Source organism: Marinobacter sp. bablab_jr008 (assembly GCF_016464145.1).
GTDB classification, from domain to species: domain Bacteria; phylum Pseudomonadota; class Gammaproteobacteria; order Pseudomonadales; family Oleiphilaceae; genus Marinobacter; species Marinobacter nauticus.
Window position 1 is genome coordinate 1 of record NZ_JACDWW010000063.1, and the last position, 14,282, is coordinate 14,282.

General features: G+C 56.8%; 14 protein-coding genes and 1 pseudogene. 10 read left to right on the top strand and 5 right to left on the bottom strand.

The window, feature by feature from the left end; translation table 11 throughout:
* The 3 genes and pseudogenes from JIF53_RS19650 to JIF53_RS12395 form a co-directional block, all read left to right on the top strand.
* Positions 1 to 116: pseudogene (locus JIF53_RS19650) on the top strand (cytochrome c biogenesis protein CcdA); the annotation flags it as partial.
* A gap of 459 nt (positions 117 to 575) precedes the next feature.
* Positions 576 to 1,211 carry a type B chloramphenicol O-acetyltransferase gene (gene catB / locus JIF53_RS12390; RefSeq protein ID WP_011784879.1) on the top strand — a complete coding sequence of 212 codons (636 nt, stop codon included), beginning with the start codon at positions 576 to 578 and terminating at the stop codon, positions 1,209 to 1,211.
* Complete coding sequence (locus tag JIF53_RS12395) at positions 1,208 to 1,792, top strand: hypothetical protein (protein WP_011784878.1); 585 nt, start codon at positions 1,208 to 1,210, stop codon at positions 1,790 to 1,792. Before catB ends, JIF53_RS12395 begins: the two co-directional genes overlap by 4 nt.
* A gap of 602 nt (positions 1,793 to 2,394) precedes the next feature.
* Here JIF53_RS12395 and JIF53_RS12400 read toward each other — a convergent pair.
* The gene (locus tag JIF53_RS12400) at positions 2,395 to 2,700 is read right to left on the bottom strand and encodes a hypothetical protein (protein ID WP_014421613.1); all 306 of its coding nucleotides are present in this window, start codon (positions 2,698 to 2,700) and stop codon (positions 2,395 to 2,397) included.
* A 397-nt stretch (positions 2,701 to 3,097) separates the two neighbouring features.
* Between JIF53_RS12400 and JIF53_RS19595 the strand changes: the two genes are divergently transcribed.
* Positions 3,098 to 3,295 (top strand): pirin family protein, encoded by a 198-nt coding sequence (locus tag JIF53_RS19595; protein ID WP_236078988.1) that lies wholly within the window; start codon positions 3,098 to 3,100, stop codon positions 3,293 to 3,295.
* Entirely contained in the window at positions 3,234 to 3,626 is a 393-nt protein-coding gene (locus JIF53_RS19460; protein WP_049756870.1) for a pirin-like C-terminal cupin domain-containing protein, read from the top strand. Before JIF53_RS19595 ends, JIF53_RS19460 begins: the two co-directional genes overlap by 62 nt.
* Here JIF53_RS19460 and JIF53_RS12410 read toward each other — a convergent pair.
* Together JIF53_RS12410 and JIF53_RS12415 are read right to left on the bottom strand one after the other, a co-directional pair.
* Positions 3,623 to 4,084: a methyltransferase family protein gene (locus tag JIF53_RS12410; RefSeq protein ID WP_041656281.1), complete on the bottom strand. Its 462-nt coding sequence runs from the start codon at positions 4,082 to 4,084 to the stop codon at positions 3,623 to 3,625. The two genes, JIF53_RS19460 and JIF53_RS12410, sit on opposite strands and share 4 nt — an antisense overlap.
* A 29-nt stretch (positions 4,085 to 4,113) precedes the next feature.
* On the bottom strand, positions 4,114 to 5,577 hold the full coding sequence (locus JIF53_RS12415; RefSeq protein ID WP_011784875.1) for a malate:quinone oxidoreductase: 1,464 nt from the start codon (positions 5,575 to 5,577) through the stop codon (positions 4,114 to 4,116).
* 275 nt (positions 5,578 to 5,852) lie between these two features.
* On the opposite strand from JIF53_RS12415, the gene JIF53_RS12420 reads away from it, so the two are divergent.
* The 4 genes from JIF53_RS12420 to JIF53_RS12435 are packed head-to-tail and all read left to right on the top strand — an operon-like array spanning position 5,853 to position 11,480.
* Complete coding sequence (locus tag JIF53_RS12420) at positions 5,853 to 7,037, top strand: thiamine pyrophosphate-dependent dehydrogenase E1 component subunit alpha (RefSeq protein ID WP_199452608.1); 1,185 nt, start codon at positions 5,853 to 5,855, stop codon at positions 7,035 to 7,037.
* A 1-nt stretch (position 7,038) separates the two neighbouring features.
* Entirely contained in the window at positions 7,039 to 8,016 is a 978-nt protein-coding gene (locus tag JIF53_RS12425) for an alpha-ketoacid dehydrogenase subunit beta (protein WP_199452609.1), read from the top strand.
* Between the two features lie 26 nt (positions 8,017 to 8,042).
* Positions 8,043 to 9,629 carry a dihydrolipoyllysine-residue acetyltransferase gene (locus JIF53_RS12430; protein ID WP_199452610.1) on the top strand — a complete coding sequence of 529 codons (1,587 nt, stop codon included), beginning with the start codon at positions 8,043 to 8,045 and terminating at the stop codon, positions 9,627 to 9,629.
* 9 nt (positions 9,630 to 9,638) lie between these two features.
* On the top strand, positions 9,639 to 11,480 hold the full coding sequence (locus JIF53_RS12435) for a protein kinase domain-containing protein (RefSeq protein ID WP_011784871.1): 1,842 nt from the start codon (positions 9,639 to 9,641) through the stop codon (positions 11,478 to 11,480).
* On the opposite strand, the gene JIF53_RS12440 is transcribed toward JIF53_RS12435, so the two are convergent.
* A complete protein-coding gene (locus JIF53_RS12440; protein ID WP_011784870.1) occupies positions 11,473 to 12,462 on the bottom strand; it encodes an XdhC family protein in 990 nt (329 codons plus the stop codon). The two genes, JIF53_RS12435 and JIF53_RS12440, sit on opposite strands and share 8 nt — an antisense overlap.
* A gap of 209 nt (positions 12,463 to 12,671) precedes the next feature.
* On the opposite strand from JIF53_RS12440, the gene JIF53_RS12445 reads away from it, so the two are divergent.
* Entirely contained in the window at positions 12,672 to 13,628 is a 957-nt protein-coding gene (locus JIF53_RS12445; protein ID WP_199452611.1) for a peptidoglycan-binding domain-containing protein, read from the top strand.
* A 22-nt stretch (positions 13,629 to 13,650) separates the two neighbouring features.
* On the opposite strand, the gene JIF53_RS12450 is transcribed toward JIF53_RS12445, so the two are convergent.
* Complete coding sequence (locus tag JIF53_RS12450; protein ID WP_011784868.1) at positions 13,651 to 14,232, bottom strand: hypothetical protein; 582 nt, start codon at positions 14,230 to 14,232, stop codon at positions 13,651 to 13,653.
* Between the last annotated feature and the right edge of the window lie 50 nt (positions 14,233 to 14,282).

Sequence of the window (14,282 nt, forward strand, 5' to 3'; positions counted from 1 at the left end):
GAGCGCTTGCTGGCTTGGTGCTCGTTGTAATGGGAGTAATGGTGCTCACCGGTCGGATGACACTCTTTGCGTCGTGGATGTTGTCGACGTTTCCGGTTCTCGGAAGGCTTGGTTGAGCTTCCTACAGCCAAACTACAGGGAACGGTCCATGGCTTCATGCTCAAATACTGCGTATAAACAGGTTTCATGAACAAATGGGGCCGCTATTTCGTTAACTAATGGCTTTGCATTGCCGAACCATTGAAGCGGCTCATTGTTCTTCAGGACTGAATTAAAAACCGGTTCGCAGTGGAGGATCTAGAACGTTCGCTTTTGTTTATAGCGCCCCCTGCTACTCATGCCTGTTACGCGTTCCCAATCATGCGGTTCCAGCGATATTCATCCGAACGCCAAGTCGGACCACGAATTTAGCACCTTGTGTGATCGTCCAGCATACCCTGGGGTTCCGGCTCCGAAATAGAACCTGTGAGTAGTGCAGCCCCTACTTTGTTTGCCCCGGGCCCGCTAAACTTACCAGAATGGGCTAGCCCTCACAGCCAGGAAACCCACAAGGAATCAGGAGCTTTCCAGACCCCATGACCAACCATTTTGAGGGCCCCTTCAAAGGCGAGTTTCTCGCAAACCAGGTGACTAACCCAAACATCAGGGTCGGGCGATACAGTTACTATTCCGGTTATTACCATGGCCATTCATTCGACGATTGCGCCCGGTATCTCATGCCTGATCGTGATGACGTTGATCGGCTCGTTATCGGCAGTTTCTGTTCCATCGGCTCCGGTGCATCATTCATCATGGCAGGCAATCAGGGCCACCGGCACGACTGGGTTTCCGCGTTTCCGTTCTTTTATATGATAGATGAAGCCGCCTTCACCAGTGCCTTGGATGGATTTCAGCGGGCTGGCGACACGGTGATTGGCAGTGATGTATGGATCGGCTCAGAGGCAATGATTATGCCCGGCATCACCATCGGTCATGGCGCCGTTATTGGAAGCCGTGCGCTGATCACCCGGGATGTCGAACCCTACACGATCGTGGGCGGCAACCCAGCGAAAACTATTAAACAGCGCTTCTGCGACGAAGACATTGCGCGGCTTCTGGAGATGGCCTGGTGGGACTGGCCGCTGGACGACATTCAGGCTGCGATGCCACTACTCTGCTCTGGTAACATCCGCGATCTGTATCACTATTGGCAGGAGTCCGTCCGTTCATGAATCCCCTTCTAATGCTGCTATTTCTGCTCTGGAGCGGCTTTGCTCTGGCAGACCCTGCCTCCCTGCCAGACGAGCTTGCCGAGGAGGCCGGCATGCTGGGAAGCATACTCAGTGATGGGCGGGCGGTTTTCTATCCCGAAAGTGCCTCTTACCTCTCCCTCTCATCGCTGAATGGCCCCGGGTACAGCAACGGTGTTGCCGTGCTCATGACTCTGGGGGGCTGGGGAGGCGGAGCAACCAACAATCAGTACCTTGCCTTGTACGCCATCAACGACAGCATTGCTGGCGTGTCGCCGGTCAAGACCTATCGCTTACTCTCTGTTCGTCACGTTGGGGGCAAGGGTGACCGCCTGTTCACTGGCGTTCGCGAAACCGGAAAAGGCCTCGTCCTGTCCGGGTTTAGCTATGCGGCTGAAGACCCACTCTGCTGCCCGGCCAAACCACTGGAGGTCACCTTCACCTTCGGGGAGCGCGGCGAGCTTCTCCCGGCAGCCTCGCCAACGCAACCCTGGCAGACCGCAAATCCGATGAGGCCCGCTCGGAGCAGGCTCAGCCCGCCCCCTATAGCGGACAGATCGTGATTCGCGGTGAAATTCAGGATCGCGACGCTGAGTACCATGCAGCAAAACCGGCCCCATACAGCGGTCAGATTGTTATCCGCGGCCAGGTTCAGCCCGAAAGCCACGGCTGAGCTATAGCTGCTTCATTTGCGTCTTGGAACCAGAGACGGTGCGTTTTTGGTTTCGAAGCAACACATAAGCCTCCCGAGCGATCTCCTTATATCGGTTACTCCAAAGCTCACTTTCAGTTGCCGCAGCCATGAAATGCTCATCTCGTCGTTGTTCGTCAGGTATACGGGCAAACCTCAGCGCGGTACCTGTGAGCAGCTTGCACTTCGCTGATCAGAATTTTCGTGGGGTGCGCACTCAGTTTTCAGGCAACAAACGCGCGGCTGGCGGACCCGACAGCGCAACAAAACCCGGCGAAACACACGCCACGCACCGCCAAACAGTTCGGCGAAAAATTCGGCACGTAGTCGGGCATTGTCACGTTCGATTTCACGGATTTTTGGATCCGGGTTATGGAAGGCCATTGCATCTTCTCCCTGCTCTCTGAAAGCTTAGCAAAATCGAGGCAATGGTGGCGATTTCGACACGCGCCACATTCGGGCGAATGAAAGCCACTACAGCGACTGGTGCAAAAGGTCGAGCTGGGAATCGCCCACCAGTGTTCGTTCGCGCTCAAAGATCAGCCAGGTTCGGACTCGGCTCTCTATCTGATTTCTGTTGCGACAAATCCAGGTATAGCGGCCGGCAGGATCAGAGACACATTCCATCTGTGCGCCGTGTTTGCGGGCAATCGCCATGTGTCGCTTAAATGTCCGGTCAGGCATGTTGGCATAACGTCTTCGGATCTCATCTGAAGTCAGATCAGCGTTATCCAGCACAGTGGTAATGAGCTCAAGGGTGGTCTTGAAATCGCGGTACATAGACTCTCTGGAGGCGTCATGCCAACAAGTGGCACGAGCTTCTGCCGGTGCCAGTTTCTGGCGTAGCCGCCGGCGAGCGGTAAATTCGCAGCCTGGGCACACCAAAGCGGGCGCCAATTATAGCGATGCCAGCTGTTGGCACAAGTATTGAGCCAAGCCAAACTCTGGCATAGCCATCGTTCCCATTTGACACTTTCCCATGCTGGCACCAAGCTCCAAGAGCACCACTTAATTGAACTCAAGTCCGGAGCTGACCATGAGCAATCTCGCGCCCGACACTGAAATGGATTTCCCCATCACCGAAGAATGTGGCGCCATAGTTCAGCTCCTTCAGCCCAGAAACCGTGACCTCGGGGGCTTTTCGGTAAGGCGGGTTCTGCCGGTAATTGGCCGGAGAATGATCGGGCCATGGATCTTTTTTGATCATATGGGGCCGGCCCATTTTGCGGCCGGGGATGGCATTAACGTGCGCCCTCACCCCCATATTGGCATTGCGACCGTTACCTACCTGTTTGAAGGTGAAATCCTGCACCGTGGGAACCGCTTTCGCTGCCGCGTCGCCGGTCAAGACCTTTGCCGATACCCTATACATTGAGGCATGGCTGAAACCGGGGCAAAAGCTTACTCTGCCTGATGCCGAGGAACGAGGGTTGTACGTTGCCAAAGGAAAGCTGCGGGCAGGCGGAACGGAGGTGCCTGAATATTCCATGGCCGTTTTGGCGGCTCACGAGGGCGTTACGGTTGAGGCGATTGAAGATACCCGGATCGCCCTTGTTGGCGGCGAACCACTGGGTCGACGGTTTATTGAATGGAATTTTGTGTCCAGCCGTAAGGAGTGTATCGAACAGGCCAAGGATGACTGGCAGAACCGACGTTTTCCCACCGTACCCGGTGATGAAGAAGACTTTATTCCCTTATCCGGCTAGAACCAGCGCCCAACCCGTGAGGCGTACTGGGTGTAGTCGTCACCGAATAACGCCCGCATGTGTCGTTCCTCGGGTTTGATCTGGAAGCGATTCATGTACAGCATGAACAGAGGCAGTAACAGAGCGGCAAATACACTGCCCAAGTACAGGCTCCAGGCAATAAGCATCAGCAGAAATCCGAGGTACATGGGATTGCGGGTGTAACGGTAAATCCCGTCAACCACCAGGCTGGCAGACTGATGGGGCGTACGAGGATCCACGGTGGTGCCTGCTGCACGAAATGCCAGAACGCCGGCCAGGGCAATACCTGCGCCAGCCAGGACCATGAGGGTGCACAGAATCAGCCTGCCCGGAACGGTAAAATAGCCAGACGGCAACAGCCTCGAAATAGCCCACATGGCCGCCCCGAAAAGGATAACTAGAACAACGGGTGGAACCTTGAGTTCAAGTGCTTTCACTATTTGTGTTCGTCCCTGAGAACGTTTGGCTAAGCTGGTATCTCTGACTGGATGCCCAAGGCTGAGTTTACGGCGTCCCGAATCTCGCGATACCGCTCCGGATTGCTGATCAGTGTATCCAGATTGTCCTCAGGGAACATCTCTTTCAGCTTGGATCTGGCGGACTCTCCAGCAAATACCGCCGGGAACAATTGCTCCAGGGCACGCAGCATCACCTCAGGTGACACCGAGGCGCCAGGCGACGCCCCAAGTATTGTGCCGTAGGTTTTATCCTTCGACACGATAATCTCTGTACCCATCTGCAGATCCCCATCCTTGATGATCTGTACCCGCTGGCCAGCCTCAATAGGCTTCCAGTCAAACCTGGAGCTCAGGCCCGGAGCGAATTTCTCCAGCGACTCCAGCATGCTTTTCTCGCCTTTGAAGGTCTCAGAAACCAGGTATTTCACGAGAGCGAAATGCTCTATCGCGACGCTCAGCAACCCGGGGATATCGTGCAGGCGCATGGCCTTCAGATAATCAATGAATCCGCGCCCTTTTTCCAGAACGGGCTTGAATGAGGCAAATGGGCCGAACAGCAAATAATGCCTGCCATCAGCCACCCGCAGGTCCAGATGCGGTACAGACATTGGAGGTGCACCAACTTCCGCCTTGCCGTAGGTTTTTGCGCGGTATTGACGGGCCTGCTCTTCGGTAATTTCCGCCTGCAGAAAACGCCCGCCCACCGGAAAACCGGTGAACCTCCGGGCAAACGGTAAATGACTTTTCTTGAGAATGGGGAAGGCACCCCCGCCCGCGCCAACAAACAGTATGTCGGCCCGATGCTGAACGGCAGCGCCCCGGGTTTGCGTTTCTACCAACCAGCTCCCCGCTGGGTTTCGGTGCACCCGCTTTACATGGACGCCATACTCGACTTTTACGCCCAACTGCTTCGTCGCATATTCCGCCATCTGTTCAGTCAGGGAACCAAAATTCACATCGGTTCCCGTTTCCACAACGGTCGCTGCCATTTTCTCGTGATGGGGACGGCCGTCCATGGTGTAGGGAATCCAGCTCTTGATCTCGTCAAATTCCTCGGAAAAGCGCATGTGCTCAAAAAAGTGGTGGGCGGACATTTCCTTGAAGCGTAGCTTGAGTTCCTCGATGGACGGCTCGGAGACCAGGGTGCAATGGCGGGTCTGGTTGATGAAGCTAGTGGGCTCTTTTATCGCACCTTTTCGAACAAGGTAGGCCCAGAACTGCTTGGCAACGTTGAACTGGGCATGGATTTTCAAGGCTTTCTCCACCGAGATTACCTCGCCATCCACCGGCGTATAGTTAAGCTCGCAGTTGGCCTCGTGGCCCGTGCCGGCATTGTTGAAAGACCAGGAGTTGCCTGCGCCCGGGCTGTCCAGTCGCTCCAGAATGGTGATATCCAGTTCGGGCGCCAGTTCCTTCGCCAGGGTGGCAAAAGTGGTTCCCATTATCCCTGCGCCGATCACGATCACATTCATATGCCTGCCCACCAGAGTCCGTTTAATGAAGCTATTCAATAGAGTACCTGTATTGACGTTAGCATGCTTGCGGCCAACACGGAAAATTCATCGGTTTGGCTCAGTTAAATAAAAATCCGCATTCTGGGTCTACCCGATGGATGCAGTTTACGTTAAGGTAAAGGTAAGCCTGGAATGATCCACATCAGATTTCCCCAGGTTGTCTACAATGACATTAACGACACGCCCACAAGGCGTGTTTTGTTTCCTCAGGCCAATACCCCAGGAAGAGGACTATGACAACAACAAAATCGAAAGTTGTGTATTCCCCCTCGTTCACCGATGGTGCGGAATTCCGTATTCCCACGTTCAAGCTCCTGAAGCAGGATGGCAAGCTCTATAAGAGCGCCAAAGCGCCGGATCTTGAAAAAGAGAAAGCCCTTCGCATCTACCGGGCCATGGTCACCACCCGGATTCTCGATGAGCGTATGCTTGCTGCCCAGCGCCAGGGGCGTCTGAGCTTCTACATGCAGTGTACCGGTGAAGAAGCCGCCGTGATCGGCAGCGCCGCCGCGCTGGATGATAACGACATGATCATGGCGCAGTACCGGGAGCAAGGCGCCCTCGCCTACCGCGGTTTTTCCATCGACGAATTCATGAACCAGCTTTTCGGCAATGAGCTTGATTACGGTAAGGGCCGGCAAATGCCCGTGCACTACGGCTCGAAAAAGCTGAATTACATGACCATCTCTTCGCCCCTGGCCACCCAGATTCCCCAGGCCACCGGCTATGCCTATGGCCAGAAGCTGGCGGGAGACGGCCACTGCACCATCACCTATTTTGGCGAAGGCGCCGCGTCCGAGGGTGACTTTCACGCGGCCCTGAACATGGCTGCAGTCCATCGCGTACCCGTCATCTTCCTGTGCCGGAACAACGGTTATGCCATTTCCACCCCCGCAGCCGAACAGTTCGCAGCCGACGGCGTAGCACCCAGAGCCTATGGCTACAAGATGGACGTTATCCGGGTAGACGGTAACGACGTACTGGCCATGTATGAAGCCACCAGAGCCGCCCGGGAGCTGGCCGTCAAACACAATCGACCGGTATTGATCGAGGCCATGAGCTACCGCCTTGCGGCCCACTCCTCCTCCGACGACCCGTCCGGTTATCGCAGCAAAGACGAGGAAGCGGTATGGCGCGAGAAAGACCCGATCCTGCGCATGCGCCTGTGGCTGGAAAGCAAGAAATGGTGGAGTGAGGACGACGAAAAACAGTTCCAGGAAAACATGCGCCGGGAAGTGCTGGAAACCATGAAGCGGGCGCAGAAGCGTCCACCACCAGCCCTCGAAACTCTGGTTACCGATGTCTACGACGAAGTACCTCCCATGCTGGCCGAGCAGTTTGAGAAACTGAAGGCTCACATAAGTCGATATCCGGATGAGTACCCAAAGAGCGCCGAACACGTTAAGGGAGGAGCGTGAGATGACCAAGATGAATATGCTCCAGGCCATCAACAATGCCCTGGATACCGCCATGGCGGCCGATGACAAAGTGTTGTGTTTCGGCGAGGACGTGGGCGTTTTTGGCGGCGTGTTCCGCGCTACCAGTAATCTTCAACAGAAATACGGCAAGTCCCGCTGTTTCAACACACCGCTGGTGGAACAGGGCATCATCGGTTTTGCCAACGGTCTGGCCGCCCAGGGCTCTGTGCCGGTGGCTGAAATCCAGTTTGCCGACTACATCTTCCCGGCCTTCGATCAGATCGTGAACGAATCGGCGAAATACCGTTATCGCTCCGGCAACCTCTTTAACGTTGGTGGTCTGACCATTCGTGCACCCTACGGTGGTGGCATTGCCGGCGGCCTTTACCATTCGCAATCTCCGGAAGCCTATTTTGCCCATACCCCGGGCCTCAAAATCGTGGTGCCGCGCAACCCCCATCAGGCCAAGGGCTTGCTATTGGCTGCCATCCACGACCCCAACCCGGTACTTTTCTTTGAACCCAAGCGCCTGTACCGGGCGTCTGTGGGCGAGGTGCCAGATGAAGATTACCGCCTGCCTCTGGGTGAAGCCGAGATCACCAAGGAAGGCACAGACGTGACCATTCTTGGCTGGGGCGCCCAGATGGACGTGATAGACCAGGCGGTTGAGCGCGCTGAAAAGGAAGGCATTTCCTGCGAGGTGATTGACCTCCGGTCGATCCTGCCCTGGGATGTGGAAACCGTGGCCAATTCCGTGCTCAAAACCGGGCGCCTTGTGATTACCCACGAAGCTCCTCTCACTGGCGGCTTTGCCGGCGAAATTGCAGCGACCATTCAGGAGCGCTGCTTCCTGTACCTGGAATCTCCCATTGCGCGGGTAACCGGGATGGACACCCCCTTCCCGCTGGTGCTTGAGAAGGAGCACCTGCCGAATCACCTGAAGGTCTACGAGGCCATCAGGAAAAGCGTGGAATTCTAGGCGGATATCAGGACAGGAGAACAAGCATGAGTGATTTTATTCTGCCCGATATCGGCGAAGGTATCGTGGAATGTGAACTGGTCAAATGGCTGGTAGCCGAAGGCGACGTCATCGAGGAAGACCAGCCGGTAGCCGAAGTGATGACTGACAAGGCGCTGGTGGAAATTCCTGCCCCCTACAAGGGCCGGGTTACCCGTCTTTATTACAAGGAAGGCGATATCGCGAAGGTGCATGCGCCACTGTTCGAGTTGGTGGATGAGAGTGGCGAGGCCGGGGCGCCGGCACCAGCAAGCGCTGAAGAGTCGCCGCAGGTAGATGCTGCCCCGGAAGCTGTAGCCAAAGCGGAACCCGTACAAGGCGGGGACGATAACGCGACTGAAGACTTTATTTTGCCCGACATCGGTGAAGGGATTGTCGAGTGCGAGGTGGTTGAATGGCGCGTCGCCGAGGGTGACGAAATCGAAGAAGATCAGCCGGTGGTGGACGTGATGACCGATAAGGCCATGGTTGAGATCACCGCCCCCAAGGCCGGCCGAATCACCAAGCTCTACCACGAGCAGCAATCCATGGCGCGGGTGCATTCACCGCTGTTTGCCTTCATCCCGCGGGATCGTGAAGAGGCTCCTCAGCCAAAGAGTGAATCCAGGCCGTCGGCGGACGCCGCGCCCACAAAAGCGACACCGGTGGCAACCGGCACCCGGGCCCGGATTCCAGCAAGCCCGGCGGTCCGTCGGTTGGTGCGCGAGCACGAGCTGAACCTGGGCGACATTGCCGGTTCCGGCAAGGATGGCCGGGTGCTTAAGGCAGATGTTCTGGCGCATTTGGAACAGCCCAAATCAGAGCCCAGCGCCACCGAACGTCAGGCTGAACCCAGCACGGCGCCTCGCCGCCACGCCGAAGGTGATCAGCAAGTCCGCGTGGAACCGATCAAAGGCATGAAAGCGGCCATGGCCAAGGCGATGGTTCAATCGGCAACCACCATCCCTCACTTTATCTACAGTGAGGATATTGATGTAACCGACTTGCTCAGGCTTCGGGAACAGCTGAAGCCGGAGGCTGAAGCCAAAGGCACCCGGCTAACGCTCATGCCATTCTTCATGAAGGCCATGGCCCTGGCTGTTCAGGAATACCCGGTATTGAACAGTCAGTTAAACGAGGACGTGACCGAAATCCACTACCTGCCCCACTGCAACATTGGCATGGCGGTAGATGGCAAAGCTGGCCTGGTGGTGCCCAACGTCAAGCACGTTGAACAGCTCACGCTGCTGGGGATCGCCGAGGAAATCGCCCGGTTGACTGAGGCCGCCCGTTCCGGACGTGTCAGCCAGGATGATCTCAAAGGCGGCACCATCACCATTTCCAATATCGGCGCATTGGGCGGCACCTACGCTGCGCCCATCATCAACGCACCGGAAGTGGCGATTGTGGCGCTGGGCCGCACCCAGAAGCTACCGCGTTTCGATGCCAATGGTCAGGTGGTTGAGCGGGCGATCATGACGATCAGCTGGGCCGGCGATCACCGCATTATTGACGGCGGCACCATCGCGCGGTTCTGCAACCTCTGGAAGAGCTATCTGGAGTCGCCCCAGACCATGCTGTTGCATATGGGCTAACGGGCTGTGATGGAGCAGGAAAAGCATCTTCAGCAATTCTATATACCGGAAGAGCAGTCGATCTACCTGCTCAGCCACGATGATGCCAAGAAGCTCAAGGACTGGGTGGCGCTTTGCGTTGCCCAGCTCCGCCAACTGGGTTACCGGGATGTTGAACTGATTGGCAAGGGTGCCTATGGCTTTGTGTTTGCCGGCCGCTTTCCTGGTCTGGATACGCCGGGGCCGGAACATGTGTTCAAGTTCACCCGCATCAACCTGCCCCAGCACCTCCAGGATCGTCTGGAAGACGAAGCCTTCATTCTGGAGCAGGTGCACCACCCCAGAGTACCGCGACTGATCGCCTTCCAGCGCGCCAACAACCAACCTATCCTGGTCATGGAGCGCGCTGCAGGGCTCAACCTGGAAGAGGTCTCCCTGCAGGAAGGCCGCCTGAAACCCCGGCTTATTATTCGAATTGCCGATCAACTGGCGGATATCCTGCGCTGCCTGCGCCGGGAAAACGGGCCCGCCGGCCGCCCCATTGTTCACGGCGACATCAAACCGTCCAATCTGGTGTTTGATGCCCGTACCGAGAACATCGCGCTGATTGACTGGGGGTCCTCGGTGTTCGCCCAGCTGGATGCCAATCAACAGTTCGTCACCGCCAATGTGATGGAACTGATGTCGGATAACCTGCAGCAAACCAATGCCAGACTGGGCGATGTCTATTTTATCGGCGAGGAGCAGCTGAACGGCGGGCTCTCCTCGCCCCGCTTTGATGAACAGGGGGCTGCCGGAACCCTGTATGCCCTCGCCTCTGCCCAATCCTGTCGGTTTGGGCACCGGGCGATTCCAGCTGCGTCTCTGGGGCTTCCCATGGAATTTGCCCGAATGCTTGATGGCATGCTGTCGCCCGACCCGGAGACTCGCCGCAAGGCTGGTGATTACTACTTGCGGGAAATGCCCCGAATGGCCCGCACGGTGATGATTGACCTTCCGGCACGGCCGACCACTCCGCAGGTGCCGGTATGGGTGCGGGCGTCCGGGCAGGAAATTGATACCGTGGTATACAGTTCCCGGAAGTCGTTTTTGCGGGAGGAAGGTGCCCCGGAGACCCTGAGTGATGTGAACGACGTCCAACTCGACCGCTACTACAAGAACTTCATGCAGGGCATGGGGGAAACCGAGAAAGCGTTTCTGGCGGCGGTCAGTCGGCTCGGGCGCTACCCTGTGGAAGGAGGCCTGGCGGTACGCTGGGAAACCGACGGTATCTATATCGATACCTCTCTGAACCTGCATGATCCGACGTTGAAATCGGCCTTTGTCCAGGCCGTCAATAACATGGTGTACCTGGCCCAGGCCATCTACCGCAAAGGGATATTCAAAAGCTGCCTGTTCAACGCCCGTAACACCCTGCACATTGATCGTGAAGATCAGGGCCAGCCGTTTCTGGTCTCCCCCGGCATGAATCTACACTACGAAGTGAGCGCAGCGCCGGAAGTGGAAGATGAAAGCCGCGTGCATTCCTATTTTGAGGATGGCCCCGACCCGGAAGAATTCCTGGTATTACCCGAGACGATTATCCGGGCACTGGAACGGTTGAACGACATTCACCACACCGGCATGATCATCTTCGAAGCCCTGCCCCGGCACCTGAAGATCCACAGCCATTACCGGCTGCTGGACCCCGAGCGGGAACCGGAATTCCGGACGCTGCTGGACGAGATCCTGTCTGCGGTGGAGCAAATCACCGGGCTTGGCGTGTCCGGATATATGAAGATGCCCTACAAAGACACCCGGTTCTTTCCGCACATCGAGCGGCTGCCCGACCGGTACTACCCTCGAAACCCGCGAGCCGAGAGCGTTAATTGACCGCCCGGAAAAGCTGGCGCCGGGCGCGAACCACATCCGCCATAATCGACAGGGCAATCTCGGCCGGTGTCTTGCTGCCGATATCCACCCCCACGGGCATATGAATACGCTGAATCTCGGCCTCAGTGAGCCCGCCACTGCGTTTCAACCGTTCCGCCCGGGCTTTTGAAGTGCGCATTGAGCCCATGACACCGATATAGCCCGCTGGCGTTTTGACCGCGGCCATCATCGCCAGATCATCGATCCTTGGATCGTGCGTGGTGGCCACTACGGCCGTCGAGGGGGCGCAGGCACCGTCTTTGCCAAGGTATACGGAGGGCAGTTGGGGAATAAACTCGACACCTTCGGGCAAATTGTGGGTGCCGGCGATGTCTTCCCGTGGGTCGCAAAGCACCACCTCATAACCCAGACCCAGAGCAAACCGGGCGCAGGCGTCCGCTACGGTTGAATATCCGGCCAGAATCAATCGCGCGACGGGTGCGACGACAATCTTTATGGTCTCGCTACCCTGCTCCCAAATGACCCGGCTACCGTGATCATCGACAGGGTGGAGACTGACGTTGCCACCAGCCAGGCCTACTTCCCGCTCCAAAGCTTCACCACTTGAAAGCCGTTGCAGCAGCGTCCGCAGCTGATCGACAAAATGTGACTCCGGAGATCGCTTTTCCACCAGTACTTCCAATGCGCCTCCACAGGGCAGCTTCACCTTTGGATTGCGGTTTTCCTCGCTGTCGCCACCATATCTAATAACAACGGATGGCAAGGTATATTCCCCCTGCACCAGTCGATCCAGGAAATCCTCTTCAACACAGCCGCCGGACAATGACCCAACATGCGCTCCGTCGGCTTTCGCTACCATCATCGCTCCGGGTTCCCGGGGGGAAGAGCCGAACGTGGACAGCACGGTGCACAGCCAGATCGTCTGCCCTTGCTCCAGCCAGTCAATGGCCTGCTGTATAACGCGATAATCGAGATTCTGCATGCTTGCTCTACCAAAACTGCCGGGGACGCCCTGCCCGTTCTGTGCCTGATGGGTTGTGACAATACCAGCAACCTCCGCAACATCCTACGGGCACCTTGCGCCAACTTGTTAACCACTTCATAGGCGCAACTATTAATCCCTGATACGGTGAAGATACTCAGTAACAATATGTAAACAACAATACCAATGAGCCATTGGAGGGATTCGCCATGAAACGCTCACCGTTGCAGGGACGCTGCAAGACTACCGCGCAAGGCATGGCCCTTTTCTCAAGCATAGCCATCTGTGGCTGGGCCCAGGCTAATTCTCCAGTTCACACCGTCTTTGCTGCTGAAAATGCGCTCTATGGGTCCGGCTACGATATCGGTACGGCTGACGGTTGGATAGACGACAAACTGCGCACGGCCATTCGTCAGTACCAGTCCGATCGCGCAGAGCTTTCAGTAAGTGGAAATCTGGATTCAGCCACGCTCAAATCCCTTGGTGTGGCGGCGGCTCCGACCCTGACGATCCAGAGCAATTCTGTGGCTTCCCGGTCTGCGGCACGTGGTCAACTTGGAATTACCGCAAAAGTCCCGTCACCAGCCCGTTCCGTTGCCGCTGTCGCACCAGAGCCCAAGCCGGAGCCAATTCCCGAAGCTCAGGAACCTGAACCGGAAACTGTCGAGCCAGAGATCGTGGATGCCGCAGAACCGCGAGAGATTCAGGTTGCGGCCCTGGAGACAGCAGCGCAATCGGTCCCAGCAGAAGAATCTGAAACCGGTCCGGATGAAAGCCAAACAGAACAGCGTGTTACAGAGCTTTCTTCATCCGTTGCCGAAAGCAGTCAAGCGCCAGTCACCGCAGATCAGGACTCGGCAGAAGTTGTCGAGGTGGTCACTGGTGATAACGAAGAGCTGATCGCCCAATTGCCCACCGAGCCCACCGCAGCGGGCCCGGATGAGCCGCTCGCCGTTGAGGAAGAGTCCGAGCTTTCGCAAACGGAGCCAGCACAAGAGGTTGTTGCCGCAAAAACGACTGAACCGGAACCCGTGATTGTTGATGCGCCAGCGGCAAACGCCAGCGAGCCGGTTGCCAATCAGGAAGCCCAGGCAGAACCGCGCCCCCAGAGCAGCGGCGGTTTCTTCTCCTGGCTGTTTGATTTCTTTTTCGGCTGGATAGCCTGATCTGATCTTAAAGGCGGCAGGCTCAGTCCTGCCGCTTCATGCGCTCCACATCGGCTTTCGCATCTCTCAGGAAGGATTCAACCGTCTCGCCGGGCAGCAGCAACTGCTGTTCAATCATTGAATCCCGCCAGTCTGATTCTTCAAAGATGCAGCGATATTCATTGGGAAATTCTACATACAGGCGCTTGAAGTACTCCCGCGCGAGCACCTTGTTGGGTTCCTTGCGGCGCGACTGCAACACCGCCATGTTGTACAGGGCACCGGCCCGGATATGATCCGGCTGACTTTCATCCTGATAGATCTTATCCAGTCGGCCCAGCACCTCATTCAAACCGGTTAACCGGTATTCCTTGAGAATCTCCGCCGCAGACTCCATTACCCGGTCTTCCCCGTGCCTGCACGGAGAGTTGGCGTGGTCTTCGACGTACTGATCCACCGCCCGCTCCACTTCATGGCGGTGCTTGTGGTCCTGTTTCTGCTCATACACAAAGCCGGTGCCCACGCCGGTGGCAATGGTGCCCGGCATACAACCGCTGACCAGGCCCGCGCCCAGCGCGATTGCGCTCGCCAGCCACACAGCTTTAAGAGATTGCGTGTTTGTCATCTGGTCATCCCTGATGGAGTGGAATACGTAGGTTACAATTGAACTGTGCT

Excerpts from the sequence above, each read along its gene's own strand:
- catB (WP_011784879.1), top strand. The coding sequence starts at position 576 with ATGACCAACCATTTTGAGGGCCCCTTCAAAGGCGAGTTTCTCGCAAAC.
- JIF53_RS12395 (WP_011784878.1), top strand. The coding sequence starts at position 1,208 with ATGAATCCCCTTCTAATGCTGCTATTTCTGCTCTGGAGCGGCTTTGCT.
- JIF53_RS12400 (WP_014421613.1), bottom strand. The coding sequence starts at position 2,700 with ATGTACCGCGATTTCAAGACCACCCTTGAGCTCATTACCACTGTGCTG.
- JIF53_RS19595 (WP_236078988.1), top strand. The coding sequence starts at position 3,098 with ATGATCGGGCCATGGATCTTTTTTGATCATATGGGGCCGGCCCATTTT.
- JIF53_RS12415 (WP_011784875.1), bottom strand. The coding sequence starts at position 5,577 with ATGAATGTGATCGTGATCGGCGCAGGGATAATGGGAACCACTTTTGCC.
- JIF53_RS12420 (WP_199452608.1), top strand. The coding sequence starts at position 5,853 with ATGACAACAACAAAATCGAAAGTTGTGTATTCCCCCTCGTTCACCGAT.
- JIF53_RS12425 (WP_199452609.1), top strand. The coding sequence starts at position 7,039 with ATGACCAAGATGAATATGCTCCAGGCCATCAACAATGCCCTGGATACC.
- JIF53_RS12430 (WP_199452610.1), top strand. The coding sequence starts at position 8,043 with ATGAGTGATTTTATTCTGCCCGATATCGGCGAAGGTATCGTGGAATGT.
- JIF53_RS12435 (WP_011784871.1), top strand. The coding sequence starts at position 9,639 with ATGGAGCAGGAAAAGCATCTTCAGCAATTCTATATACCGGAAGAGCAG.
- JIF53_RS12440 (WP_011784870.1), bottom strand. The coding sequence starts at position 12,462 with ATGCAGAATCTCGATTATCGCGTTATACAGCAGGCCATTGACTGGCTG.
- JIF53_RS12445 (WP_199452611.1), top strand. The coding sequence starts at position 12,672 with ATGAAACGCTCACCGTTGCAGGGACGCTGCAAGACTACCGCGCAAGGC.
- JIF53_RS12450 (WP_011784868.1), bottom strand. The coding sequence starts at position 14,232 with ATGACAAACACGCAATCTCTTAAAGCTGTGTGGCTGGCGAGCGCAATC.